This window comes from Dactylosporangium sp. NPDC051541 (assembly GCF_044454505.1).
Taxonomy (GTDB): domain Bacteria; phylum Actinomycetota; class Actinomycetes; order Mycobacteriales; family Micromonosporaceae; genus Dactylosporangium.
In genome coordinates this window covers 43,093-68,045 of record NZ_JBITDU010000009.1, presented here as the reverse complement: position 1 = coordinate 68,045, position 24,953 = coordinate 43,093, and the positions used below count along the sequence as shown (strand labels likewise).

19 protein-coding genes are annotated in these 24,953 nt (G+C 71.6%); 17 read left to right on the top strand and 2 right to left on the bottom strand.

Annotated elements, in window-relative coordinates; genetic code table 11:
* From pheT to ACIA8L_RS34475, 6 genes are all read left to right on the top strand, one after another.
* Positions 1 to 2,475: a phenylalanine--tRNA ligase subunit beta gene (gene pheT / locus ACIA8L_RS34500; RefSeq protein WP_395911051.1), complete on the top strand. Its 2,475-nt coding sequence runs from the start codon at positions 1 to 3 to the stop codon at positions 2,473 to 2,475.
* A 174-nt stretch (positions 2,476 to 2,649) separates the two neighbouring features.
* The gene (locus ACIA8L_RS34495) at positions 2,650 to 3,861 is read left to right on the top strand and encodes a nucleotide sugar dehydrogenase (RefSeq protein ID WP_395911049.1); all 1,212 of its coding nucleotides are present in this window, start codon (positions 2,650 to 2,652) and stop codon (positions 3,859 to 3,861) included.
* The gene (locus ACIA8L_RS34490) at positions 3,858 to 4,700 is read left to right on the top strand and encodes a glycosyltransferase family 2 protein (RefSeq protein WP_395911047.1); all 843 of its coding nucleotides are present in this window, start codon (positions 3,858 to 3,860) and stop codon (positions 4,698 to 4,700) included. Before ACIA8L_RS34495 ends, ACIA8L_RS34490 begins: the two co-directional genes overlap by 4 nt.
* 9 nt (positions 4,701 to 4,709) lie before the next feature.
* Positions 4,710 to 5,735, top strand: a complete 1,026-nt coding sequence (locus tag ACIA8L_RS34485; RefSeq protein WP_395911046.1) for an NAD-dependent epimerase/dehydratase family protein — start codon at positions 4,710 to 4,712, stop codon at positions 5,733 to 5,735.
* A 56-nt stretch (positions 5,736 to 5,791) separates the two neighbouring features.
* A complete protein-coding gene (locus tag ACIA8L_RS34480; RefSeq protein ID WP_395911044.1) occupies positions 5,792 to 7,210 on the top strand; it encodes a hypothetical protein in 1,419 nt (472 codons plus the stop codon).
* Positions 7,211 to 7,296: 86 nt separating this feature from the next.
* On the top strand, positions 7,297 to 10,014 hold the full coding sequence (locus ACIA8L_RS34475; RefSeq protein WP_395911042.1) for an AAA family ATPase: 2,718 nt from the start codon (positions 7,297 to 7,299) through the stop codon (positions 10,012 to 10,014).
* On the opposite strand, the gene ACIA8L_RS34470 is transcribed toward ACIA8L_RS34475, so the two are convergent.
* Positions 9,965 to 10,909, bottom strand: coding sequence for an AraC family transcriptional regulator (locus tag ACIA8L_RS34470; protein ID WP_395911040.1), 945 nt, complete (start codon positions 10,907 to 10,909; stop codon positions 9,965 to 9,967). The two genes, ACIA8L_RS34475 and ACIA8L_RS34470, sit on opposite strands and share 50 nt — an antisense overlap.
* A 102-nt stretch (positions 10,910 to 11,011) precedes the next feature.
* On the opposite strand from ACIA8L_RS34470, the gene ACIA8L_RS34465 reads away from it, so the two are divergent.
* The 11 genes from ACIA8L_RS34465 (at position 11,012) to argH (ending at position 24,209) form a co-directional block, all read left to right on the top strand.
* On the top strand, positions 11,012 to 11,449 hold the full coding sequence (locus ACIA8L_RS34465; RefSeq protein WP_395911038.1) for an organic hydroperoxide resistance protein: 438 nt from the start codon (positions 11,012 to 11,014) through the stop codon (positions 11,447 to 11,449).
* A 34-nt stretch (positions 11,450 to 11,483) separates the two neighbouring features.
* Entirely contained in the window at positions 11,484 to 12,803 is a 1,320-nt protein-coding gene (locus ACIA8L_RS34460) for a serine protease (RefSeq protein WP_395911036.1), read from the top strand.
* Positions 12,728 to 15,469 (top strand): tetratricopeptide repeat protein, encoded by a 2,742-nt coding sequence (locus ACIA8L_RS34455; protein WP_395911035.1) that lies wholly within the window; start codon positions 12,728 to 12,730, stop codon positions 15,467 to 15,469. The genes ACIA8L_RS34460 and ACIA8L_RS34455 overlap by 76 nt, the downstream gene beginning before the upstream one ends.
* Before the next feature lie 101 nt (positions 15,470 to 15,570).
* The gene (locus tag ACIA8L_RS34450) at positions 15,571 to 16,980 is read left to right on the top strand and encodes a hydrolase (RefSeq protein WP_395911033.1); all 1,410 of its coding nucleotides are present in this window, start codon (positions 15,571 to 15,573) and stop codon (positions 16,978 to 16,980) included.
* Positions 16,981 to 17,022: 42 nt separating this feature from the next.
* The gene (gene argC / locus ACIA8L_RS34445) at positions 17,023 to 18,027 is read left to right on the top strand and encodes an N-acetyl-gamma-glutamyl-phosphate reductase (protein WP_395911031.1); all 1,005 of its coding nucleotides are present in this window, start codon (positions 17,023 to 17,025) and stop codon (positions 18,025 to 18,027) included.
* Positions 18,024 to 19,199: a bifunctional glutamate N-acetyltransferase/amino-acid acetyltransferase ArgJ gene (argJ, locus tag ACIA8L_RS34440; protein WP_395911029.1), complete on the top strand. Its 1,176-nt coding sequence runs from the start codon at positions 18,024 to 18,026 to the stop codon at positions 19,197 to 19,199. Before argC ends, argJ begins: the two co-directional genes overlap by 4 nt.
* Before the next feature lie 79 nt (positions 19,200 to 19,278).
* Positions 19,279 to 20,175 (top strand): acetylglutamate kinase, encoded by an 897-nt coding sequence (argB, locus tag ACIA8L_RS34435; protein ID WP_395911027.1) that lies wholly within the window; start codon positions 19,279 to 19,281, stop codon positions 20,173 to 20,175.
* Positions 20,172 to 21,347, top strand: coding sequence for an acetylornithine transaminase (locus tag ACIA8L_RS34430; RefSeq protein WP_395911026.1), 1,176 nt, complete (start codon positions 20,172 to 20,174; stop codon positions 21,345 to 21,347). The genes argB and ACIA8L_RS34430 overlap by 4 nt, the downstream gene beginning before the upstream one ends.
* Complete coding sequence (gene argF / locus ACIA8L_RS34425; RefSeq protein ID WP_395911025.1) at positions 21,344 to 22,252, top strand: ornithine carbamoyltransferase; 909 nt, start codon at positions 21,344 to 21,346, stop codon at positions 22,250 to 22,252. Before ACIA8L_RS34430 ends, argF begins: the two co-directional genes overlap by 4 nt.
* The gene (gene argR, locus ACIA8L_RS34420; protein WP_395911024.1) at positions 22,249 to 22,740 is read left to right on the top strand and encodes an arginine repressor; all 492 of its coding nucleotides are present in this window, start codon (positions 22,249 to 22,251) and stop codon (positions 22,738 to 22,740) included. The genes argF and argR overlap by 4 nt, the downstream gene beginning before the upstream one ends.
* 38 nt (positions 22,741 to 22,778) lie before the next feature.
* Positions 22,779 to 24,209: an argininosuccinate lyase gene (argH, locus tag ACIA8L_RS34415; RefSeq protein WP_395911023.1), complete on the top strand. Its 1,431-nt coding sequence runs from the start codon at positions 22,779 to 22,781 to the stop codon at positions 24,207 to 24,209.
* Between the two features lie 438 nt (positions 24,210 to 24,647).
* Here the strand turns inward: argH and ACIA8L_RS34410 are convergent.
* Positions 24,648 to 24,953: hypothetical protein (locus ACIA8L_RS34410; protein ID WP_395911022.1), on the bottom strand; the 306-nt coding region annotated here is incomplete at its 5' end.

The following is a 24,953-nucleotide window of genomic DNA, read 5'->3' as shown; positions in this document are numbered from 1 at the left end:
GTGCGCGTTTCGCTGTCCTGGCTGCGCGAGCACGTCGACCTGCCGGCCGATCTCGACGCCGACGGCCTGGAGAAGGCCCTGGTCAAGGTCGGCCTGGAGGTCGAGGAACTCCTCGACGCCGGTGCGAGCATCACCGGGCCGCTGGTCGTCGGCCGGGTCGAGAACATCGAAGAGCTGCAAAACCTCAAGAAGCCGATCCGGTACTGCCTGGTCGACGTCGGCAACCCCGAGCCCCAGGGCATCATCTGCGGCGCCCGCAACTTCGCCCAGGGCGACCTGGTCGTGGTCGCGCTGCCCGGGGCCGAGCTGCCCGGCGGCTTCAAGATCGCGGCCCGCAAGACCTACGGCCACGTCTCCAACGGCATGATCTGCTCCGGCCAGGAGCTCGGTGTGAGCGACGATCACGACGGCATCATCGTCTTGGCTCCGGACTCGGCCAAGCCCGGCGACGAGGCCCGGCCGCTCGTGGGCCTGGACGACGTCGTGGTCGACATCAACATCACCCCCGACCGTGGGTACTGCTTCAGCGTCCGCGGCATCGCCCGCGAGCTGTCGCACTCCGTCGGCGGCGCCTACCGCGACCCGGTCGCGGCGGTCCTGCCCATCGACGGCGACGGCACGGACGCCTACCCGATCGAGGTCCTCGACAGCGTGGCCTGCGACCGGTTCACCGCCGTCGCGGTCCGCGGGGTCGACCCGGCCGCGGCCACCCCGCAGTGGATCAAGACGCGGCTGGCCACGGCCGGCATCCGCTCGATCTCGCTGCCGGTCGACATCACCAACTACGTGATGATCGAGATCGGCCAGCCGATGCACGCCTGGGACCTGGAGCGGCTCACCGGCCCGCTCGTCGTCCGGCGGGCCCAGCCCGGTGAGAAGCTGACCACCCTCGACGGCGTCAACCGCGTCCTCGACCCCGAGGACATCGTCATCGCCGACGGCACCGGCGTCGTCTCGCTCGCCGCGGTCATGGGCGGCACCACCACCGAGGTTTCGGCGAGCACGGTCGACGTGCTGTTCGAGGCCGCGCACTGGGACCCGCGCTCGGTCGCCCGCACGATCCGCCGGCACAAGCTGCCCAGCGAGGCCGGCAAGCGCTACGAGCGCGGCGTCGACCCGCAGATCACCCCGGCCGCGTGCGCGCGGGCGGCGGCGCTGCTGGCCGAGTACGGCGGCGGCACCGTCTCCACCGCCGTCACCGACGTCTACGCGGTCGTCCCGCCGGTGCCGGTGACGATGTCGGTCCGGCGCCCGTCGCAGCTCGCCGGCGTCGACTACACGCCGGAGCGGGTCCTGGAGATCCTGGCGCTGATCGGCACGCAGGTGGTGGCCGACGGCGAGCAGCTCACCGTGACCCCGCCGAGCTGGCGGCACGACCTGAACGACCCGGCCGACCTCGCCGAGGAGGTGCTGCGCCTCGACGGGTACGACCGGATCCCCAGCGTCCTGCCGATCGCACCGCCGGGCCGCGGACTGACGGCGGGTCAGCGGCGGCGGCGGACCGTCGGCCGGGCGCTCGCCGACGCCGGCTACGTGGAGACGCTGTGCTGGCCGTTCGTCGGCAGCGCGGCCCTCGACGCCATGCGCGTGCCGGAGGGCGACCCGCGGCGGGAGATGCTGCTGCTGCGCAACCCCCTCTCCGACGAGGAGCCGGGCCTGCGCACGTCGCTGCTGCCGCCGCTGCTGGCCGCCCTGCGCCGCAACCTCGGGCGCGGCCTGCGCGACGTCGCGCTGTTCGAGATCGGGCCGGTCTTCCTCCCGTCCGGGCCGCTGGCGATCGCGCCGGCCCACGGGGTGGACGGACCCCCGAGCGCCGAGGAGTTCGCGGCGGTCGAGGCGCTCCTGCCGCACCAGCCGTGGCACGTCGCCACCGTCATCGCCGGCGAGGCCGACCCGGCCGGCTGGTGGGGCGGCGGGCGGCCGGCGGACTGGGCCGACGCGGTCGAGTCGGCCCGGGTCGTCGCCGCGGCGGCCGGCGTGGAGCTGACCGTGCGGGCCGGGGCCGAGGCGCCGTGGCACCCGGGGCGGTGCGCCGCGCTCCTCGTCGGTGACGTCGTCGTCGGGCACGCGGGTGAGCTGCATCCGGCCGTCTGTGCGGATCTGGACCTGCCCCGCCGTACCGTCGCGATGGAACTCGACCTGGACGTCGTGCCGATCCCGGGGGTTTCCATCGCACCCCGGCTGTCGAACTTCCCGGCCGCGCTGATCGACGTGGCGCTGGTCGTCGACGGCGCCACCCCGGCCGGCGAGGTCGAGGCGGCCCTCGCCGAGGGGGCCGGGACGCTGCTCGAGTCGCTGCGGCTGTTCGACGTCTACGCCGGTGCGCAGCTGGGCGAGGGCCGCAAGTCCCTGGCCTACAAGCTGACGTTCCGGGCGCCGGACCGCACGCTCACCGGCGAGGAGGCCCTCGCCGCCCGCGACGCCGCTGTAGCGGTGGCGGCCGATCGCTTCGGGGCGGTCCTGCGCGGAGCGTGACAGTACTGTTGACGGCGGTCGCATCTCACTGGTGTGGCCGCCGTCACTCGTATCCGGTTTCGGACACTGTGCGTAATGCTCGATGGGGGACGGCCGGGCCGGAGATGGTACCGTCACCGCGCCTATTGCTGTTGGCGGCGTTCTTCTATATAAGGCCGATCGAAGGGGCAGAGCGTGACAGACGTCAATGCATCGGCGGGGTTCACCACCGACGTCGTGGTGATCGGCGGCTGCGGCCGGGTGGGGCTCCCACTCGGGATCGCGCTGGCCTCCCGTGGCTTGCAGGTGACCCTGTACGACATCAATGAGGCCGCGGTCAACGTGGTCAACAGCGGCACCCTGCCGTTCGACGAGGAGGGTGCGGCCGAGCCGCTCGCGAAGGCCGTGGCCGAGGGCCGGCTCAAGGCGAGCACCGACCCGGCCAGCGTCGCGTCGGCCGAGAACCTCGTCGTGATCGTGGGCACGCCGGTCGACGAGCACCTCAACCCCAACATCGCGGCCGTGCCCAAGGCGATCGAGCGCTGCGCGGAATACCTTCGCGACGGGCAGCTGATCGTGCTGCGCAGCACAGTGCACCCCGGCGTGACCGCGCTCACCGAGAAGCTGATCAAGAAGCTCGGCGTGAACGCCGACGTCGCGTTCTGCCCCGAGCGCATCGCCGAGGGCAAGGCGATGACCGAGCTGTTCGAGCTGCCGCAGATCGTCGCGGCGCGCACGCCCGAGGCGACCGAGCGGGCCGAGAAGCTGTTCCGCAACCTGGCCGGCCAGATCGTGATCCTGGAGCCGGAGGAGGCGGAGCTGGCCAAGCTGTTCACCAACACCTGGCGTTACATCAAGTTCGCCGCGGCCAACCAGTTCTGGATGATGTCCAACGACTTCGGCCTGGACTTCGAGCGCATCCGGCACGCGATCCGGTTCCAATACCCGCGGGCGACGGACATGCCCGGCGCCGGTTTCGCGGCCGGGCCGTGCCTGCTCAAGGACACGATGCAGCTGGCCGCGTTCAACAACAACAACTTCGTGCTCGGCCACAGCGCGATGCTCATCAACGAGGGTCTGCCGCTCTACGTGGTGTCGAAGCTGCAGGAGCGCTTCGACCTGTCGGAGATGACGGTCGGCATCCTGGGCATGGCGTTCAAGGGCGGCAGCGACGACATCCGCGAGTCCCTCGCCTACAAGCTGCGCAAGGTCGTCATGCTGCGGGCCAAGGAGACGCTCTGCACCGATCCGTATGTGAAGGACGACCGGTTCGTGCCGCTCGACGACGTCCTCACCCGCGCGGACCTGCTCATCATCGCCGCTCCTCACCCCGAGTACCGTGACCTGCAGACCGAAATTCCGGTTGCGGACATGTGGGGCGTGACGAACAAGGGCGTGCGTATATGAGCTTGACGCCACAGATCTCTGTGGTCATCCCGGTCTACAACGAGGGCGAAGCCATCGTCCGCTGCCTGGACCGCATCCTGCGCGAAGTGATGATGCCGGCGGAAGTGCTCGTGGTGCACGACATGCCCGAGGACACGACGGTGCCGTTCGCGCTGGAGGTCCAGGCCCGTGACCCGCGGGTCCGGCCGGTGCTCAACACCTACGGCCGTGGCCCGGCCAACGCGATCCGGTTCGGCATCGACGTGGCCCGGGCGCCCGTGGCCGTCGTCACCATGGCCGACGGCTCCGACGACCCGCGCCAGATCGAGGACCTGGCCCGGCTGGTCGACCGCGGGGTCGTGGTCGCGGCGGCGTCGCGCTACATGCCGGGCGGTCAGCAGGTCGGCGGGCCGCGGTTCAAGCGGATGCTGTCGCGCAACGCCGGGCGGACGCTGCACTGGTTCGCCCGCGTCGGCACCCGGGACGCCACCAACAGCTTCAAGGCGTATTCGACGCAGTTCGTGCGCCAGGTCGGGATCGAGTCGAAGACCGGCTTCGAGATCGGCATCGAGCTGACCGCGAAGGCGACCCGGCTGCGGCTGCCCGTCGCCGAGATCCCGACGATCTGGCTCGACCGCCAGCTCGGGGAGTCCCGGTTCGACGTGGGCCGGTTCATGCCGAGCTACCTCAAGTGGTACTGGTTCGCCTTCGGCCCCAGACTGAGTGTGGAGAAGCTGGCGAAACGGCCGGCTTCCACGGCCGCGCGGGATGACGCGCAGGCCGCCCGTTCGACGGCCGCGCAGGACGACGCGCAGGCCGACCGTTCCGCTAGCCAAAGTTCCACGGCTCACCAAGGATAAGGAGTATTCGTGGCAAAGGTCCTGGTCACCGGCTCGGCCGGCTTCATCGGTGGATATGTCGTCGAGGAGCTGCTCGCCCGCGGCTACCAGGTGGTCGGCCTGGACAACTACTCGAAGTACGGTCCGGTCACCCGCAGCTACGACTCCCACCCGGACTACCGCTTCGTCGAGGGCGACGCCCGCGACGTCGACCTCGTCACCGACCTGCTCGACGGCTGCGAGCACTTCATCGCCGGCGCCGCGCTCATCGGCGGCATCTCCTACTTCCACGCGTACGCCTACGACCTGCTCGCCAGCAACGAGCGGATCATGGCCTCGTCCTGCGACGCCGCGATCAAGGCGCACCAGCACGGGACGCTCAAGAAGATGACGTACATGTCCTCGTCGATGGTCTTCGAGTCGACGACGCACTGGCCGTCGAAGGAGGGCGACGAGCGCCAGGTGCCGCCGCCGCTGTCCTCGTACGGGTTCCAGAAGCTGGCCGTCGAGTACTTCGCGAAGGCCGCGTGGGACCAGTACAAGCTGCCCTACACGATCGTGCGCCCGTTCAACTGCGTCGGCGTCGGCGAGGGCCGGGCCCTCGGCGAGATCGAGGTCCTCTCCGGCAACGTGAAGCTGGCCATGTCGCACGTCGTGCCCGACCTGGTCCAGAAGATCGTCAAGGGCCAGGACCCGCTGCACATCCTCGGCTCCGGCGAGCAGGTCCGCCACTACACCTACGGCGGCGACCTGGCCAAGGGCATCATCGCCTGCATGGAGTCCGACGAGGCGACCAACCAGGACTTCAACATCTCCACCGCGGAGTCGACGACGGTCCTGGACCTGGCCGAGGTGATCTGGCGCAAGATCAAGGGCCCCGACGTGCCGTTCCGGGTGGTCTCCGACGACCCCTACGAGTACGACGTGCAGAAGCGCGTCCCGGACGTCACCAAGGCCCGCGAGGTGCTCGGCTTCGAGGCGACGACGTCGCTGGACAAGATGCTCGACGAGGTCATCCCGTGGGTGACGGAGGCGGTCAAGGAAGGCCGCCTGTAAAGGCTGTTTCCGATGAGGGCCCCGCCGCGAGGCGGGGCCTTTCTCGTTGTACGAGCATGACCGCCGTCGAGCATGTGGACGTCTCACAAAACAACGCAGACGTCTCTCGAGATGATGTCGACGTCCCTCGAGATGATGTGGACGGGTCACGGAATGATGCGGACGAGTCACGAAATGTCGGGCGCTTCGCTAGCCCGACATTTCGGACTTATCATCATTTAGCGGGGCGACGGGTCGTCCGCGTCCTGGTCGGCGTGGCGTTTGTGCTGGTCGGGGCCTTGGTCGGGCTCGCACGGACCCGTTCTCCAGGGGCGCTGGACTCGTTGTGGGCCGAGGACGGGCAGAACTTCCTCACCGACGCGCTGAACCTGCCGTGGTATGAAGCGATATTTACGCCTTTCAACGGATATTTCCACGTCGTGGCCCGCCTGTGCTGGGCCTTCATCGCGCTGTTCCCGGTCGCGTGGGCGGCTCCGCTGAACGCGGTGATCGACGCGGCCATCACCAGCGCGCTGGGTCTGGCCGTCTACGGCGCGGCGCGGTCGCGGCTGGAGCGGTTCCCGGCGGTCGTGATCGGGGTCACGGCGGCGCTGCCGATGGGGTTCGTGCCCAACACCCTCGCCCAGCTGCAGTTCCCGCTGGTCTATGCGGGCCTGTGGATGCTGTTGTGGAGCAGGCGGGCCAACGTGCTGACCGTCGGCCTGCCGGCACTGGCGGTGCTCAACTCGATGCTCGGCGTGTTGCTGACCGTCGTGGCTTTTGTCGGTTTCTGCATATATCGCAACCGCGAATGGCTCTGGAAACTGATCGGTTTACTACCCGGTTCGCTCCTGCAGCTCGTGCCGCTCCTCACCGGCACGACGCGGCGCGGACTGGGGGAGCGGCCCGAGCACGATCCGATCGCCCTCGCCGCCATGTACGTGCGGTGGGGTGTGCCACGATCGTTCCTCGGGCCGGCCTGGCCGGCGCCGCCGTACGACGACGTCTGGGGCCACAGGGCCCTCATCGCCGCCGGGCTCCTGATTCCCCTCGCGCTGATCGGCATGGCCGTGTGGGCGAAGGCGTACGCAGCGTTACGGCCGGCGGCCGTGCTGGCCGGGTTCGCCGCCCTCGCCGGTGCCGTCCAGCTGGGTGCGCACGGGTTCGGCGAGGACCGCTACCTGGTGCTCATCAGCCTGCCCAACCTCGCGGCCGGGGTCGTCCTCGCGGCCGGCGCACAACGATCAAGCCGGACCACAGGTTGCATTTCTCTCAGGCTGCCACTTGTCGTGTTCGCGACACTTCTGACCGTGGTCCTGGCCGCCAATTTCCGGCCGGCGAGCCCTCGTGACGGCAGCCCGCGCTGGGCGGCGGCGGTGGGTCAGGCGCGGGCGGAATGCCTTGTCCGGCCCGGTTTGACGCGGGTGAACGTGCACATCGCCACCTGGCCGGTTCTGGGGTGGGAGGCGGTGCTGCCCTGCGCCCGGTTGCGATGATCTCGGGTCGATCGGGCGTCATCTTACCGTCTTGTCCCGTTCTCCGGGCGTTGCGACGAACGGGCGTTCGTTAGAGACTCGGCGTCGTGGTGAGCACCCCGTCGGCACCCATCGGCCGGGCCGATCTGCTGAGCCATGCCCGCGAGCGGCTCGCGGCGGGGGGCAGCGTCGTGCTCTGCGGCCCGGCGGGCATCGGCAAGTCCACCATCCTGGACGCCCTCGCGGCCGCCGAGACCGAGGCGCTGGTCCTGCGCGCGGCCGCGGCCGAGGCCGAGGCGGACCTGCCGTACCTGGCCCTCGTCGACCTGTTCGACGGGGCACCGGACGCCTCCGACCTGCTCCCAGCCCACCTGCGCGCGGCCCTCGACGGGGCCCTCCTGCGCAGCGCCCTGCCGGCGACGCCGCACGACCAGCTGGCAGTACGACTGGCGGTCCTCGAGCTTTTCCGTGCCCTTGCGGCCGAGAAGCCGATCCTGCTGATCCTCGATGACGTGCAGTGGATCGACGAGCCGAGCGCCGGGGTGCTGCGGTTCGTGTCGCGGCGCCTCGGTGAGGTCCCGGTCAAGGTCCTCGCGGCCGAGCGGGTGCCCGACGGGGGTGCGCCGACCCGGCTCGACCTGTGCCCGCCACCGAGCGTGACCCTGCCGGTGCCGCCGCTGCCGCAGAGTGACATCGCCGACCTGCTGCGGGCCTGGTTCGGGGCCGAGGCCGGCCGGGCCCACGTCCAGCGGATCTTCGAGGCCAGCGCCGGCAACCCGCTCTACGCCGTCGAGCTCGGCCGGGCCATCGGCAGCAGCTCGTTCCCGGTCACCGACCCGCTGCCGGTCCCGGACCGCCTCCGCGAGCTGCTCGCCGCCCGCCTGGCCACCCTGCCCGCCGACGACTGGCCCGCGCTGCTGGTCATCGCCTCCGCGGCCCGCCCCAGCCTGGCCCTGCTCGGTGCCTGCGGCATCGCCGAGCTGCACGTCGAATCCGGCATTGCTTCGGGGGTACTGCACGTCGAGCCCGACGGCGCCATCAGGTTCGCGCATCCGCTGCTGCGCGAGATGGTCTACGCCGACGCGACGACCGCGGCCCGCCGCGAAACCCACGAGCGGCTGGCCGACACCGTCACCGACCCGGTCGACCGGGCCCGGCACCTGGCCGCCGCCCGCCCCGAGCCGGACGAGGGCCTGGCCGAGTGCCTCGCCGACGCCGCCTCCGCGGCCCGGCTGCGCGGCGCCCCGGCGATGGCCGCGGACCTCGCCGCCCTGGCCGCCGACCGCACGCCCCGTGACACGCCCGGGGTCGCCGCGGTCCGCCGGCTCAGCGCGGCCCAGTACGCCTACTCGGCCGGCTCACCTGTCGACGCCCGCCGCCACGCCGCGGCCGCCCTGCGCGACGCCGCCGACCGCCGCACCCGCGTCGGGGCCCGGCTGCTGCTGGTCGAGATGTCGGGCGAGGACCACTCCAACTCCGGCCCGCTGCTCGACGCCGCGTTCGTCGAGGCCGTCGACACCCCGGACCTGCTGGCCCACGTCCGGCTGTACAAGGCGGTCAAGGCCTACTGGGACGGCGACGGCGAGGCCGCCCTGGCCGAGCTCAAGCGGGCCGAGGAGGCCGCCGAGCTGTGCGGCGACATGGAGCGGCTGGTCGAGGTGCTCAGCTGGCGGGGCAACATCATGCTCGGCACCGAGGGCGACGAATACCTCGAGCGGGCCGGCAAGCTCGCCCGGGGCCTGTCGCTGACCCCGGCCACGGTCGCGGCCCGGCAGGTGGCCGCGATGAGCCGGCTGTTCAAGGGCGAGACGGCCGAGGCGGTGCGCCGCATCGAGGCGCTGCGGATCGCCGTCGAGCGGGCCGGGACCGTCCGCGACCTGGCCGCGGTGCTCGTCTCGGTGGCCGGCATCTACTGGCGGGCCGGCCGCTGCGCCGATGCCCTCGTGGCCGGCCGGGACTGCGTGCGCCTCTACGTCGACGTCGGGACGACGCCCGGCCCGGGATACCTGGTGGCGGCCCTCGTCGAGTACGCCGGTGGCAGCGCGACCGCGGCCGCCGGGTTCTCCGACCGCGGCCTGGCCGCCTGCCTGGCCGCCGGCGACGAGGACTGGATCAAGTCCGCCTACGCGACCAGCGGCCTCGTCCACATGCTCCGCGGCGACCCGGTGGCCGCGGCCGAGGCGATGCGCGAGGCCTACGCCCTCGACCAGCGCCTGGGCCGGCTCGACCCCGGCGTCCTGCCCTGGCACGCCGACTTCGTCGAGGCCCTGGTCGGCGCGGGCGCCCGCGCGGAGGCCGCCGAGGTCCTCGACGAGGTCGAGCAGCGGGCCCGCCACCTGGACCGCCAGGTCGTCTTCCTGGGCCTGGCCCGGGCCCGCGCGGTCCTGACCGCCGCGACGGGCGAGGCCCGCGAGGGCGCCGAGGCCCTGCACCGGGCGATCGAGGAGTGGCCCGACCATCCGTACCCCTTGGAGCTGGCCCGGGCGTACTACACGCTCGGCGGCCTGGAGCGTCGAGCCCACCGCCGCGGCGCCGCCCGCGCCGCCCTCTCCGAAGCGGTCCGCCGCTACGGCGCCGCCGACGCACACCCGTGGCGCGAGGTCGCCGCGGCCGACCTGGCCCGCCTGGACGGCGGCCGCGGCGCGGGCCTGTCCGAGACCGAACGCCGCATCGTGGAACTGGTCCGCGCGGGCGCGACGAACCGCGAGATCGCCCGCGCCCTGTTCCTGTCCATCAAGGCGGTCGAGGCCAACCTGACCCGCCTGTACCGCCGCCTCAACGTCCGGAACCGCTCCCAGTTGGCCCGCTTCCTGGACCCGGAGTGAACGACTTGCGGTAGCGGCCCGGGGCCACGCCGTGCTCCCGCTTGAACGCCTTCGCGAAGGCGAACTCCGACGTGTACCCGGTGCGCAGCGCGACTGCCTGCAGCGGCTGGTCGCCGTCTCGCAGCAGCCGCGCCGCCAGGGTCATCCGCCACCAGGTCAGGTAGCTCAACGGCGGCTGCCCGACCAGCGCGGTGAACCGCCGGGAGAACGCCGCCCGCGACAGCCCCGCCTTCGCACCCAGCGTCTCGACCGTCCACTGCTCGGCCGGCGCTTGATGGATGTGGCGCAGGGCCGCCGTGACCACCGGGTCGCTCAGGGTCGCGGCCCACCCCGTTGCTGGGCCCTGGCGGTCGAGCCAGGCTCGCAGGATGTACAGCAGCAGCACGTCCAGCAGCGCCGCCACCACCGCCTCGGTGCCGTGGCCGGGCCGGCCGACCTCACCGGCGAGCAGGCCGACGGCGGCGTGCAGCGACGAGCGGTGGCCGAGCCGGGCCGGGAGGTGGATGACCTGGGGGAGCTCCTTGAACAAGGGGTGCGGCCGGGCCTGATCGAGCGTGTACGCGCCGCACAGCAGGACCGTCGGTGTTCCGTCGCCCGGGTCCTGCCACGGCCGGATCTCGGCGAGGGAGGCCGAGGGCACGGCGGTCAGCGGCGTCGCGGGGCTGTCGGCCAGGGCGTGCCCGCAGCCGTGCGGCAGGCAGACGACATCCCCGGGCCCGAGCGCGACCGCGGCCCCCTCGGCCGGGATCAGCCAGCACGTCCCCTCCAGCACGACATGGAACCCGGCCCCGCGGAACGGCTCGGCCTTGACGCCCCACGGCGCGCACTTGCGGATCTCGGCGGAGTGCGGCCGCCCGGTGCGCATGACGGCGATGGCGTCGCTCAACACATCCACGCGCCGGATCGTATCGCCTGCCCGCTTTCGTTGAGACGATCGGACATGAAATCGAGACCGTGAGCCATGTAGCGGTGCTCCCGATCTCCATACGCTCCACGCATGCCAGTTCTCACCGAAACGCTGTACACCGCCGAAGCCCTCTCGACGGGCGACGGCCGCAACGGCCACGTCGCCACCACGGACGGCCGCATCGACCTGGACCTCGCCATGCCGCCCGCGCTCGGCGGCACGGGGCAGGGCGCCAACCCGGAGCAGTTGTTCGCTTCGGGCTACGCGGCGTGCTTCCACAGCGCCCTGCGCCTGATGGCCCGGTCGACAAAAGCGGATATGTCGTATTCAACGGTCACGGCCGGCGTCTCGATCGGCAGCGAAGCCGACGGCAACATGGGCCTGGCGGTGACCCTGCTCGTCGACCTGCCGAACGTGGCCCCCCAGGCCGCGCAGGACCTCGTCCAGGCCGCGCACGGCGTCTGCCCGTACTCCCGCGCCACCCGCGGCAACATCCAGGTCGAACTGCGGGTCGCCGAGTCGAGGTAGGAGCCGCGCCTGTCCGTCAGGTCAAGGTGTGGTGTTGGACAAGTCCCTGGGCCGGGTGCTGTCCGCCGACCGGGTGCCGGCCGGGACGTGCTTCCAGGTCCGCCCGGGCGTAGCGGTGACGGCCTGGCAGGTGCTGGTCGAGGTGGGTGCCGGCGAGGTGGGCCGGGCCGTGCTGGTGGACGCCCTGGCCGGGGATCAGTCCTCGGGTCCGGTGCGGGCGCGGGTGTTGCGGGTCGACGCGGTGCACGACCTCGCGCTGGTCGGCCTGGCCGAGGGAGTGTTGCCGGGGGCGGTGGCGGGTTTCGCGCCGACCGGCGAGCAGGCGTTGTCGACGCCGGTGGCGGTCGCCGGCGTGGCGGACACCTCGCGGTTCGTGGAGGCCTCGGGAACGTTGGAGGGCAGCGCCACCCGCGATGGGGTGGTCGTCGGACGGCTGGAGTCGAAGGCGGTCACGGCGGGGATGCGCGGCGCCCCCGTCGTACGCCGGTCGGACGGCTTGGTGGTCGGGGTGGTGTCGGGCCGGCACAACAGCGTCGACGGCTGGCTGCGGGATTCAGTGTGGGTGGTCCGGGTCGAGGATCTGCTGCCGTTGCTGGACGGCGTCGCCGAGGTCTGGGTGGGCCGGTCACCGGTCGGCCCAGCGGTCGAGGTCTCCGTGGTGGTCGACGCGAATACGGTGACCGTGTCCGGCCAGGGTCGGCAAGCGGTGACGGTCCCGCACCGGGGCGTCGTGCCGGAGTTGCGGGTGTCGCTCGATGCATTCCGCCGGTCCCGGTCGGGGCTGACCGCACACCGCGACCTCACCCCCGAAGGCATGCCCGGCAGCCAGGTCGAAGCGCCGGTCGTCGCGTTGGGCCGGGCACTGACCGGCAATTTCCTCGCCGACGGCGCCGGTCAGCTGTTCACAGAGCTGGTCGAGGCGGCCCGGACCGCACACCGACCGGCTCGGATCGGCCTGCGGGTGGCGCCCGAGCTGTCGGCCCTGCCGTGGGAGGCGATGCTGTCGCCGGGGTCGGGCCGTCCACTGGGTATCGACCCCCAGGTCCGAGCGTTCCGCCAGGCCCGATCGGCGACGCCGATGCGCCCCGGCCCGCTGCGCATCGTGGTCGCCATCGCGTCCCCGCTGACCGGCGGCGGCCAGGTCCTGGACTATGAGCGCGAGCTCCGCAACGTCCTGTCCGCGGTCCGCGCGGCCCGAGCCTACGACGCCGACGTGCACGTGGTGCACTTCGCCACGACGGCGGCGATCCGGGCCGCCTTGACCGCCACCCCGGCCACGTGCTGCACCTGTCCGGCCACGGCACGCCCGGCCTGCTACAGCTGGAGGACGAAGACGGCGCGGCCCGGATGGTGACCGCCGACGAGTTCCTGGACGAGGCGGTGCCGCCCGGATCACAACCACCGGTCTTCGCACTGGCCGCCTGCCACACCGTCGCGTTCGCCGAGGGACTCCTGGCTCGGGGTGCCGGGGTGGTGATCGCGACGGGCACGTCGATCAGCGACGTGTACGCGACCCGGGTGTTCGCCCGCGTTTACGGCCGGCTGGCGGCGGACCCGGCCGCGGACGTGGTGGCGGCCGTGGCCGATGCCCGCGCGGACGTGCAACTGGAGCTGGAGCGATCGCTGGACGACCGGGACCGGCGACTGGCCGCATTCCAGGAGTGGTCGACGGTATCGGTGTACGCCCCGTCGGGCTCGGTCCCGATCATTGATACGGACACCCCAGCCGAGCAGATGCCCGTGACCCGATCCAGGGCTGGGATCCTGCGGCGGGAGGTCGGCGAGGTTGTCGGCCGCCGCCGTGAACAACGAGAATGGCCCGCGGCCCTGCTGTCCGGCCGTACCGCCGGGATCGTCGTTCATGGTCTCGGCGGGGTCGGCAAGACCACCCTCGCCGACGAGCTCGTCACCCGCATCCTCGAACGGGAACCGGACCGGGCGGTCGTCGCCGTCACCGGCCCCGTTACCGGCGAACAGCTCCTCATCGACCTGGCCCGCCAGATCAACGATCAGCTCCACGACCGCCGGACCGCACCACCAGAGCGGGTCTCACGCCTGCTGACCCGCGTCGCCGACCCCGACCGGGGCCTCACCGACCGCACCGAGGCCCTGCACGATCTATTCGCCGAAGTGCCGGCCCTGATCGTGCTGGACAACTTCGAGGACAACTTGGAAGGCACCGGCGTCCGGCCAGTCCGGCCGACCCTGGCGTGGCTGCTCACGGAGTTGGCAACCCGCCCGGCCCGATGCCGACTGCTGATCACCTGCCGCTACCGGTTCACCCTGCCCGGCAACGCCCATCGCGCGCTGACCTTCCACCACCTGGGCCCGCTGTCGTTCGCGGAAACCATGAAACTGGCCTGGGCGCTGCCGCAACTCGACCGGATGACCAGTGCCGACCTGGAACGAGTATGGCGTTCGGTCGGTGGCCACCCCCGCTGCCTGGAGTACGTCGACGCCCTCCTGGCCGGCGGCACCGCCCGCTACACCGACGTCACCCTCCGCCTGGCCACCGCCGTCGAGCGCCACCTCCGCACAACGGGGGAGGCCACGGACCTGGACATCGACGCATATCTGGACACCCATACCGTCCTGGACGATGCACTAGCTGAGGTTGCCACCCTAGCCGCCGACGACATCCTCCTCGACCAGCTCCTGACAGCCCTCGACCAGGTCCCGGCCGCAGTCCAGCTGATCACCGGAGCCAGCGTCTACCGAGTCCCGGTCGACCGAAATGCCCTGGCCTACCAACTAGGTGACCTCGCCCCGAACCTCGACCGGGCAGTCACCGCCTGTGTGGACAGCGGCCTGCTCACGCCCGGCCGGCAGCCGGAGGGGTCACCGACGTACTTCGTACACCGGTGGACCGCTACCGCCCTCACTGCCCCTGACCGCCATGCCAGCGCACTCGTCGATGCACATCGACGAGCCGCCGCTTACTGGCAATGGCGGGTCACAACGTTGCCTCAACCCTTAGCATCGGACGCCGAGGACCTCCGCGAAGCGCACCACCACCTCACCACCGCCCACACCCTCGGCCCGGGGAACGACCTCCACGAAATCGCCAACCTCTGTGCCAATCTCCAATCCGTCCTCGGTCGGCTGGGCCAACGCCACGAGGCGGCAACCTATGCGGAGGCCGGCCTTCGCGTCCGTCGGCACCTCCACGCCATCGACCCCTCACTGCAACACACCGACGGACTAGCCGCCGCCCTCAACGACCGCGGCCTTCGGTTGTCGGAGTTAGGGCGGTGGGAGGAGGCGTTGGCGGTCGCGTCGGAGTCTGTTGAGGTGCGGCGCCGCTTGGTTGCGACAGATCCGGCTACGTTTGAACCCAATCTCGCCTTCTCGCTGAACAACCTCGGTGTAGCCCTGTCAGGCATGGGGCGGGTGGAGGAGGCGTTGGCGGTCACGTCGGAGGCCGTTGAGGTGCGGCGCCGCTTGGTTGCGACAGATCCGGCCGCGTTTGAACCCAATCTCGCCTTGTCGTTGAACAACCTCGGCATTCAGCTGTCGGAGTTGGGGCGGTTTGAGGAGGCGTTGGCTGCCACCGGCGAAGCCGTCAACGTCTACCGTCGTGTGGCTGCGGTGAACCCGGATGCGTCCGAGCCTTACCTCGCCATATCGTTGAACAGTTTTGGCGTTCAGCTGTCGCGGTTGGGGCGGATGGAGGAGGCATTGGCTGCTGTCGGCGAAGCTGTTGACGTGCAGCGTCGTGTGGCTGCCGTGAACCCGGGAGCGTTCGAGCCCGACCTCGCCAAGTCATTGAACAACCTTGGCATTCGGCTGGTGAACGTGGGGCGATCTGAGGAGGGGTTGGCCGCCCTCGACGAAGCCGTCTGCGTATGGCGTCGGCTGGCTGCGGTGAACGCCGGTGCGTTCGAACTCAGGCTCGCCGATTCGCTAAACAATCTCGCCCTGGGTCTGCGGGAGATCAGTCCGGAGCGGGCGGAGGCGGCGGCTGACGAGGCGCGGCGGATTCGTGATCGGCATGCTCGGCCGGCGCCGGTCGAGGCGTAGGGTTTTGGGGTGGTGACCCTAGCCTTACCCGCGCGTTCATGCTGGTGACACCGATCTATACATAGACTGCCTCCGATTTCCGAAACCCCCGGAGGTAGCAAGTGCTGAAACGTGCCCTGCTGGCCGTCGCACTCATGACGGCGGGCGTCACCTACGTGGCGGGGGCGGCCGAATCGCAGGCCGCTGCCGTGCACCGTGTCCTGTTCGACAACACCAAGGCGGAGACGGCCGGCAACGCTGACTGGATCATCTCCACCTCGCAGCCTGACCCGCTCGGGCAGAACGCGAATCCGAGTAGCGAGACCTCGTGGACGGGGGCGCTGTCGGCTTGGGGGGTGGCGCTGCAGCGGACCGGGCAGTACAGCCTCAAGACGCTGCCCGCCGGGAACACGATCACCTACGGCGGGTCGGGGGCGCTTGATCTCAAGAACTTCGACGAGTTCGTGATGCCGGAGCCCAACTCCCCGCTCAGCGCGGCCGAGAAGAGCGCGATCATGCGGTTCATCCAGGCCGGTGGGGGGTTCTTCCTCATTGTCGACCACACCGCCAGCGACCGGAACAGTGACGGCTGGGACTCGGTGCGGATCGCCAATGATCTGTTGACGAACAACGGGGTGGACAACACCGACCCGTTCGGGTTCAGCGTCGACGTGAACAACATCGGCACGGAGAACCCGGTGGCGATCGCCGGCTCGACCGACCCTGTGATCAACGGGGCGTTCGGGAAGGTCCGCGGCAGCATCATCCGCAACGGCTCCACGCAGACGCTCCACCCGGCGAACAACTCGTCCGTCAAAGGGCTCGTCTACCGCAGCGGGTTCACGCCCGGCGGCACGACCGGGGCGTTCTTCACGACGTCCACGTTCGGCGCGGGGCGGGTGGCGGTGTGGGGCGACAGCTCGCCGATCGACGACGGCACCGGACAGAGTGGCAATACGCTCTATGACGGGTGGAACGACACTGCCGGTACCAACGCCGCATTGGCTTTGAACGCCACCGCCTGGTTGGCCGGCACCGGCACGTCGACGCCGCCGCCCACGACCACGCCTCCAAACACCAACTGCTCGGCGGGTGAGCTGTTCGGCAACCCCGGCTTCGAGTCCGGCGCGACCGGGTGGACGGCCAGTTCGGGCGTGGTGACCAGCGACACGTCGGAGCCCGCGCACGGCGGGTCGTGGAAGGCCTGGCTCGACGGGTACGGCACCGCGCACACCGACACCCTGTCGCAGACGGTGACCATTCCGTCCGGATGCACCCGGGCGACGCTGAGTTTCTGGCTGCTGGTCGACACCGACGAGACCGGCACCACCGCATACGACAAGCTCACGGTCGCGGCCGGCGGGACGACCCTGGCGACGTACTCCAACGCCAGCGCGACCGGTGGTTACGCACAGAAGTCCCTCACGGTCAACGGCACCGGCTCGGTGACCATCACCTTCACCGGCGTGGAGGGCAGCAAGCTGGCCACGTCGTTCGTCTTGGATGACCTAAGTCTCAAGGGCGCGGCGTAACCACCTTGAAACCCGCGCCTGCATAGAGATACAGTCGGGCGCATGGGAATACGTGTCGCCGTTGCGGGGGCCTCGGGCTACGCCGGCGGTGAGCTGTTGCGGCTCATCGCCGGCCATCCGCACCTCGAACTCGCCGCCGCCACCGGGTTCGCGCAGGCCGGATCGACCATCGGGAGCGTTCACCCGCACGTGCGAACCTTCCGCGACGTCGTCCTGGCCAAGACCGGGCCCGAGGCGCTCGCCGACGCCGACCTGGTCTTCCTGGCCCTCCCGCACGGCGAGTCGGCCGCCCTGGCCGCGCAGCTGCCCGACGCGGTGAAGATCGTCGACATCGGCGCCGACTTCCGGCTCCGCGACGGTGCCGAGTGGGAGCGGTACTACTCCGGCCCGCACGCCGGCACCTGGACCTACGGCCTGCCCGAGCTGCCCGGCCAGCGGGAGCTGATCGCGGCCTCGACCCGGGTCGCCAACACCGGCTGCTACGCGGTCACCACCATCCTGGCCCTCGCCCCGCTCATCGCGGCCGGCGTCGCCGACCCCGAGGACGTCGTCGTGGTCGCCGCCTCCGGCACGTCCGGCGCGGGCCGCTCGGCCAAGCAGCACCTCCTGGCCTCCGAGGTGATGGGGTCGATGTCGCCCTACAAGGTCGGCGCCCACCAGCACGTCCCCGAGATCAAGCAGGCCAGCGGCGCCCGCACGCTGTCGATGACCCCGGTCCTGGCCCCGATGCCACGCGGCATCCTGGCCACGATCACGGCCCGGCCGCTCAAGGAGGCCGACCCGCGCGAGGTCCTCGCCGCCGCCTACGACGGCGAGGCGTTCGTGCATGTGCTGCCTGAGGGCCAGTGGCCGCAGACGGGCGCCACGTTCGGCTCCAACTCCGCCCACCTGCAGGCGACCGTCGACGTGGACAGCGGCCGGATCATCGTCGTCTCCGCCACCGACAACCTGGTCAAGGGCGCGGCCGGCCAGGCCGTGCAGAACGCCAACATCATGCTGGGCCTGCCGGAGACGACCGGGCTCGCCGTCGACGGGATCGCGCCGTGAGTGTGACTGCGCCAAAGGGCTTCCGGGCTTCGGGGGTACCGGCGGGAATCAAAGCCGTAGCCGGAGCGCTGGACGTGGCCCTCGTCATCAACGACGGGCCCGACACCACCGCCGCCGCCGTCTTCACCGGCAACCGCATCAAGGCCGCCCCCGTCCTGTGGAGCCAGCAGGTGCTCAAGGCCGGCATCGTGCGGGCCGTCATCCTCAACTCCGGCGGGGCCAACGCCTGCACCGGCCCGGCCGGCTTCCAGGACACCCACGCCACCGCCGAGCACACCGCGGCCGTGCTGTCCGGGCGGGCCTCGCGCTTCCCGGTCGGCGCCGGTGACGTCGCCGTGTGCTCCACGGGCCTCATCGGCGAGCGCCTGCCGCTGCCGAAGCTCCTCGCGGGCATCGACGCGGCGGCCCGGGCCTTGTCCCGCGACGGTGGCGCCAACGCGGCCCAGGCCATCATGACCACCGACACCGTCGCCAAGACCGCGGTACACAGCGGGCAGGGCTTCACCGTCGGCGGGATGGCCAAGGGCGCCGGCATGCTCGCCCCGGGCCTGGCCACCATGCTCGTCGTGCTCACCACCGACGCCGTCGCCGACGCGACCACCCTCGACACGGCGCTGCGGCTGGCGACCGCGGTCACGTTCGACCGGGTCGACTCCGACGGCTGCATGTCCACCAACGACACCGTGCTGCTCCTGGCCAGCGGGGCGTCCGGGATCGAGCCGACGCCCTACGAGCTGACCGAGGCCGTCACCGCGGTCTGCGCCGACCTGGCCAAGCAGCTCGTCGCCGACGCCGAGGGCGCCACCAAGGAGATCGCGATCGAGGTCATCTCGGCCGACACCGCCGCCGACGCGGTCGAGGTGGGCCGGTCCATCGCCCGCAACAACCTGGTGAAGACCGCGTTCTTCGGCAACGACCCCAACTGGGGCCGGATCCTGGCCGCGATCGGCACCACGGCCGCCAAGTTCGAGCCCGACCAGGTCGACGTGGCCATCAACGGCGTGTGGATCTGCAAGGGCGGCGCGGCCGGCGAGGACCGGTCCAAAGTGGACCTCAGCGGCCGCGCGGTCACCGTCACGGTCGACCTGCACGCCGGGATCGAGGCGGCCACCATCTGGACGAACGACCTCTCCATGGGGTACGTCCACGAGAACTCGGCCTACAGCTCGTGAGCGGTTCGGAGCGCAGCGGAGAGGCCGCTCACCGGGAGGCGCAGTGGGGCTCATGGGGCCGGAGCGAAGCGGAGGGCTCATGAGGGGGCGTATCAACGGGCGCGACCTGGGTATCGCGCTCGGCAAGGCGAACACGCTCATCGAGGCGCTGCCGTGGCTGGAGCGCTTCTCCGGCTCGACGCTCGTGGTGAAGTACGGCGGCAACGCCATGATCGACAATGAGCTCAAGCGGGCCTTCGCGGCCGACATGGTGTTCCTGCGCCACGTCGGGCTCAAGCCCGTCGTCGTGCACGGCGGCGGCCCGCAGATCTCGGCCATGCTCGAGCGGCTCGGGATCGCCAGCGAGTTCAAGGGCGGCCTGCGGGTCACCACCCCGGAGACCGCCGACGTGGTCCGCATGGTCCTCGTCGGCCAGGTCGGCCGAGAGCTCGTCGGGCTCATGAACGAGCACGGCCCGCACGCCGTCGGCATGTCCGGCGAGGACGCCGGGCTGTTCACCGCCGTGCGCCGGCCCGCGATCGTCGACGGCGCCCCGGTCGACATCGGCCAGGTCGGCGACGTCGAGAAGGTGAACATCTCGGCCGTGGCCGACCTCATCGCGGCCGGGCGCATCCCGGTCGTGTCGACGGTCGCCCCGGACGCCGACGGGGTCCTGCACAACCTCAACGCCGACACCGCGGCCGGCGCCCTGGCCGTTGCGCTCAAGGCGCGCAAGCTCGTGGTGCTCACCGACGTCGAGGGCCTGTACCGCAACTACCCGGACCCGGAATCCCTGATCTCGCAGCTCACCGCCGACGAGCTGGCCGAGCTGCTGCCGACCCTGGAGTCGGGCATGGTGCCGAAGATGGAGGCCTGCCTGCGGGCGGTCAAGGGCGGGGTGCCGGCCGCGCACGTCGTCGACGGGCGGGTGCCGCACTCGCTCCTGCTGGAAGTGTTCACGTCGGAGGGATTCGGGACAATGGTGGTGGCGGAATGAGCGGCTCTCTGGTCTCGCGGTTCGAGTCGTCGGTCATGAACACGTACGGCCCGCCGCAGCTCGGTCTGGTCAGCGGCAGCGGCGCGATCGTCGTCGACGAGGCCGGCCGCTCCTATGTGGACTTCCTCGGCGGCATCGCCGTCAACCTGCTCGGCCACGCCCACCCGGCCGTCGTCGCCGCGGTCACGCAGCAGATCGCCACCCTCGGCCACGTGTCCAACCTGTTCGCCTCCCCGCCGGTCGTCACCCTGGCCGAGCGCCTCCTCGCCCTGGCCGGCCGCCCGGGCGCGGTGTTCTTCGGCAACTCCGGCGCCGAGGCCAACGAGGCCGCGTTCAAGCTCTCCCGGCGCACCGGCCGCACGAAGATCGTCGCGGCCGAGGCCGGCTTCCACGGCCGCACCATGGGGGCGCTCGCGCTGACCGGGCAGCCGGCCAAGCAGGCGCCGTTCCTGCCGCTGCCCGGTGACGTCGTGCACGTCCCCTACGGCGACGTCGAGGCGCTCGCCGCCGCCGTCGACGACGCGACCGCGATGGTGCTCCTGGAGCCGATTCAGGGCGAGTCGGGTGTGGTGGTACCCCCGGCCGGCTATCTGACCGCGGCCCGCGAGATGACGTCGGCGCACGGCGCCCTGCTCGCCCTCGACGAGGTGCAGACGGGCGTCGGGCGCACCGGGTACTGGTTCGCCCACCAGGCCGAAGGCGTCCGCCCCGACGTCGTCACCCTCGCGAAGGGCCTCGGCGGCGGCCTGCCGCTCGGCGCCATGATCGCGTTCGACGACGCGGCGACGCTGCTCGGCCCCGGCCAGCACGCCTCCACGTTCGGCGGCAACCCGGTCTGCTGCGCGGCCGCCCTGGCCGTGCTCGACACCATCGAGTCCGAGCACCTCCTCGACGCGGCCAAGCGCCTCGGCGAGCGGATCCGCAAGGGCGTCGAGGCCCTGAACCATCCGCTGGTCACCGGCGTGCGCGGCGCCGGCCTGCTCCTCGGCGTCGTCCTGCGCGGCCCGGCCGCCGGCGCGCTCGCCGGCCTCCTGCGCGACCAGGGCTTCCTCGCCCAGGCCGCCCAGCCCGACGTGCTGCGCATCGCCCCGCCGCTGATCCTCAGCGACGAGCAGGCCGACGCGTTCGTGGCCGCGCTCGGCCCGGCCCTGACCGCGGTCCAGCCGTCATGACCGTCCGGCACTTCCTCCGCGACGACGACCTGTCCGCGGCCGAGCAGCTCGAGATCCTCGAGCTCGCCGCGGCCATGAAGGCCGACCGGCACGGCTTCACGCCCCTCGCCGGCAAGGCCGTCGCGGTCATCTTCGAGAAGCCGTCGCTGCGCACCCGGACATCGTTCGAGGTCGGCATCGCCCAGCTCGGCGGCGCCCCGCTCATCATCGACGCGACCACGACCCACTTCGGCCGGGGCGAGACCCTCGGCGACGCGGCGCGGGTCCTGTCCCGCTACGTCGACGCGATCGTCATCCGCTCCGGCTCCGACACCCGCCTGACCGAGCTCGCGGCCGGCGCCACCGTGCCCGTCGTCAACGCCCTGACCGACGGATTCCACCCCTGCCAGCTGCTGGCCGACCTGCAGACGGTCCGCGAGCGCCTCGGTGCGACACAAGGGCGGATCCTGTCGTACTTCGGCGACACCGCCAACAACATGGCGAACTCCTACGCCCTGGCCGGCACCCTCGCCGGCCTGCACGTGCGGCTCTCGGGCCCGGCCGGGTTCGAGCCCGACGCGCAGATCCTGGCCGCCGCCCGCGCGCACGGCGTCGTCGAGGTGCTGCCCGACCCGGCCGAGGCGGCCAAGGACGCGGACGTCCTCGTGACCGACACCTGGATCTCGATGGGCCAGGAGACCGACGGGCTCGACCGCCGCACGCCCTTCTTGCCGTACCAGATAAACGGCACTTTGCTGTTGCCTGCCAAACCGGGCGCGGTGGTACTGCACTGCCTGCCGGCCCACCGCGGCGACGAGATCACGTCCGAGGTCATGGACGGGCCGCAGTCGGCGATCTGGGATGAGGCCGAGAACCGTCTCCACGCCCAGAAAGCCCTCCTGGCCTTCCTGGTGGATCGACGATGAGTGCCCCCACCACCAAAGCGGCCCGCCTCGACCGCATCTCGGCCATCATCCGCGGGTCCTCCGTCCACTCGCAGACGGAGCTCGCGGACCGGCTGGCCGGCGACGGCTTCCAGGTGACCCAGGCGACGCTCTCGCGGGACCTGGAGGAGCTGCGGGCGGTGAAGGTGCGCGGGGCCTACCTGATCCCCGAGGACGGCGAGCGGGCCCTGCGCCCGGCCGAGGAGGCCCCGCCGCGCCTCATCCGCCTGCTGCGCGAGCTGCTCACCGGCGTCGACTGCTCCGGCAACCTGGTCGTCCTGCGCACCCCGCCCGGGGCCGCGCAGTTCCTGGCCAGCGCGATCGACCGGACCGGCCTGCCGGACATCGTCGGCACCATCGCCGGCGACGACACCATCCTGATCGTCGCCCGGCAGGCGCCCGACCCGGCCAACCCGTCCGCCGGCGACCTGCTGGCCGCGAAGCTCAGCGAGTGGGCCCAGCTCGGCTGAGCGCCGCTTGATCCCGTACCTGTGGAAGGATCTTCTGCGTGGCTTCTGAAACTCCTACCCGCCTCTGGGGCGGGCGCTTCGCCGGTGGCCCCGCCGAGGCCCTGGCGCGCCTGTCCGTGAGCGTGCAGTTCGACTGGCGCCTGGCCCCCTACGACCTGGCCGGCTCCCGCGCCCACGCGCGGGTCCTGGCCCGCGCGGGCCTGCTGGACGCCGACGAGCTGGGCCGGATGCTGGCCGCCCTCGACGACCTGGAGTCCGCGTGCGCGGCCGGCGACTTCCGCCCCACGGTCGACGACGAGGACGTCCACACCGCCTTGGAGCGGGGCCTGCTGGAGCGTCTGGGCACGCTGGGCGGCAAGCTGCGGGCCGGCCGCTCCCGCAACGACCAGGTCGCGACCGACCTGCGCCTGTACCTGCGCGACCACGCCCGCGGTGTGGCCGCCCGGATCGTCGAGCTGGCCGACGCCCTCATGGAGCAGGCCGCCCGCCACGTGGACACGCCCGCACCGGGCTTCACCCACCTGCAGCCGGCCCAGCCGATCGCCTTCGGCCACCAGCTCCTGGCCCACGTCCAGGCCCTGCTCCGCGACCTCGACCGGCTCCGCGACTGGGACGCCCGCGCCTCGGTCAGCCCCCTGGGCGCCGGCGCGCTGGCCGGCTCCTCCCTCCCGCTGGACCCGACCCAGGTGGCGAAGGAGCTCGGCTTCGCACACGCCGCCGCCAACTCCATCGACGCCGTCGCCGACCGCGACTTCGTGGCCGAGTTCCTCTTCGTAGCCGCCCTCACCGGCATCCACCTGTCCCGCCTGGGCGAGGAGGTGGTCCTCTGGACGACCCCGAACTTCGGCTGGGTCCAGCTCGACGACGCCTTCGCCACCGGCTCGTCGATCATGCCGCAGAAGAAGAACCCGGACATCGCCGAGCTCGCCCGCGGCAAGTCCGGCCGCCTGGTCGGCCACCTGACCGGCGTCCTGACCATGCTCAAGGGCCTGGCCCTGGCCTACGACCGCGACCTGCAGGAGGACAAGGAGCCGGTCTTCGACGCCGTCGACACCCTCGAACTGGTCCTCCCGGCCCTGGCCGGCATGATCTCGACGATGACGGTCCGCGTCGACCGCCTGGCCGCCCAGGCCCCCATCGGCTACACATTGGCCACCGAGGTGGCCGAGTGGCTGGTCCGCCAGGGCGTCGCGTTCCGCGAGGCCCACGAGATCACCGGCCAGCTCGTCGTCCTCGCCGCCGCCCGCGACATCGGCCTCGACGAGGTCAGCGACGACGACCTGGCCGCGGTGAGCCCCCACCTGACCCCGGCCGTCCGCGAGGTCTTCTCGGTGCCGGGCGCTCTGGCCGCCCGCATCACACCGGGCTCGACGGGCCCGGGCCCGGTCGCTGAACAACTGGCGGTGGCCGCCGACAAGCTGGACCGCTGGCGCGACTGGGCCGGCGAGCAGGTAATCCCCCGCGACTGACGATATTGCCGGAGGCCGGCAACATTCCGGGCGCTTTTTGTGGAATGTTGCCGGCTGTTTTTCGGGCGCCGGTTCGGAAGAATGAGTCCGTGGGGCAGATGGGATTGTTCAGCCGGGCCGAATTGACGGCGATGCGCGACCGGACGAGGTCGCGCCGCTATTGTCAGCTCAACGAGGACTTCCGGAAGGAACACGCCCGCCATCGTGCGTGGGGCCTCGAACAACGCCAAGCCCGGAAACTCCGCTATTTGGCCGCCAAACGCGCTGAGTCAACCCAGACGCCAGCGCCGGCCTCAATTCCAGCGTCGGCGTCAGTGTCGGCTTCAGCGTCAGCGTTGGTCTCAGCGTCGGCGTTGGCTTCAGCGTCGACGTCGGCGCCAGGGCCAGCTTTGGGTCCCAGTTTCAGCGTCAGCGTCAGTGTCGGCTTCAGCTTCAGTGTCAGCGTCCACCGCAGGCCCTGCACCTACGGCGGGCCCAACGCCGGTTGTAGCCCGGGTCGCCGCGCCGCCAAGCGTTCAGGAGCCGGCCGTCCAGGCAGCTCAGCAGCACGAATGCCCAACGGCCGCCGCCGCATCCGTCGAAGCGCTGGCCGTTGAAGTCCCGGCCGCCGCCGCGCTGGCCACCCGCGAAGTTCGGACCGCCGCCGCGCCGGCCGCCGCCGCGCTGGCCACCCGCGAAGTTCGGACCGCCGCCGCGCCGGCCGCCGCCGCGCTGGCCACCCGCGAAGTTCGGACCGCCGCCGCG

Excerpts from the sequence above, each read along its gene's own strand:
- ACIA8L_RS34490 (WP_395911047.1), top strand. The coding sequence starts at position 3,858 with ATGAGCTTGACGCCACAGATCTCTGTGGTCATCCCGGTCTACAACGAG.
- ACIA8L_RS34480 (WP_395911044.1), top strand. The coding sequence starts at position 5,792 with ATGACCGCCGTCGAGCATGTGGACGTCTCACAAAACAACGCAGACGTC.
- ACIA8L_RS34465 (WP_395911038.1), top strand. The coding sequence starts at position 11,012 with ATGCCAGTTCTCACCGAAACGCTGTACACCGCCGAAGCCCTCTCGACG.
- argC (WP_395911031.1), top strand. The coding sequence starts at position 17,023 with ATGGGAATACGTGTCGCCGTTGCGGGGGCCTCGGGCTACGCCGGCGGT.
- argB (WP_395911027.1), top strand. The coding sequence starts at position 19,279 with ATGAGGGGGCGTATCAACGGGCGCGACCTGGGTATCGCGCTCGGCAAG.
- ACIA8L_RS34430 (WP_395911026.1), top strand. The coding sequence starts at position 20,172 with ATGAGCGGCTCTCTGGTCTCGCGGTTCGAGTCGTCGGTCATGAACACG.
- argF (WP_395911025.1), top strand. The coding sequence starts at position 21,344 with ATGACCGTCCGGCACTTCCTCCGCGACGACGACCTGTCCGCGGCCGAG.
- argR (WP_395911024.1), top strand. The coding sequence starts at position 22,249 with ATGAGTGCCCCCACCACCAAAGCGGCCCGCCTCGACCGCATCTCGGCC.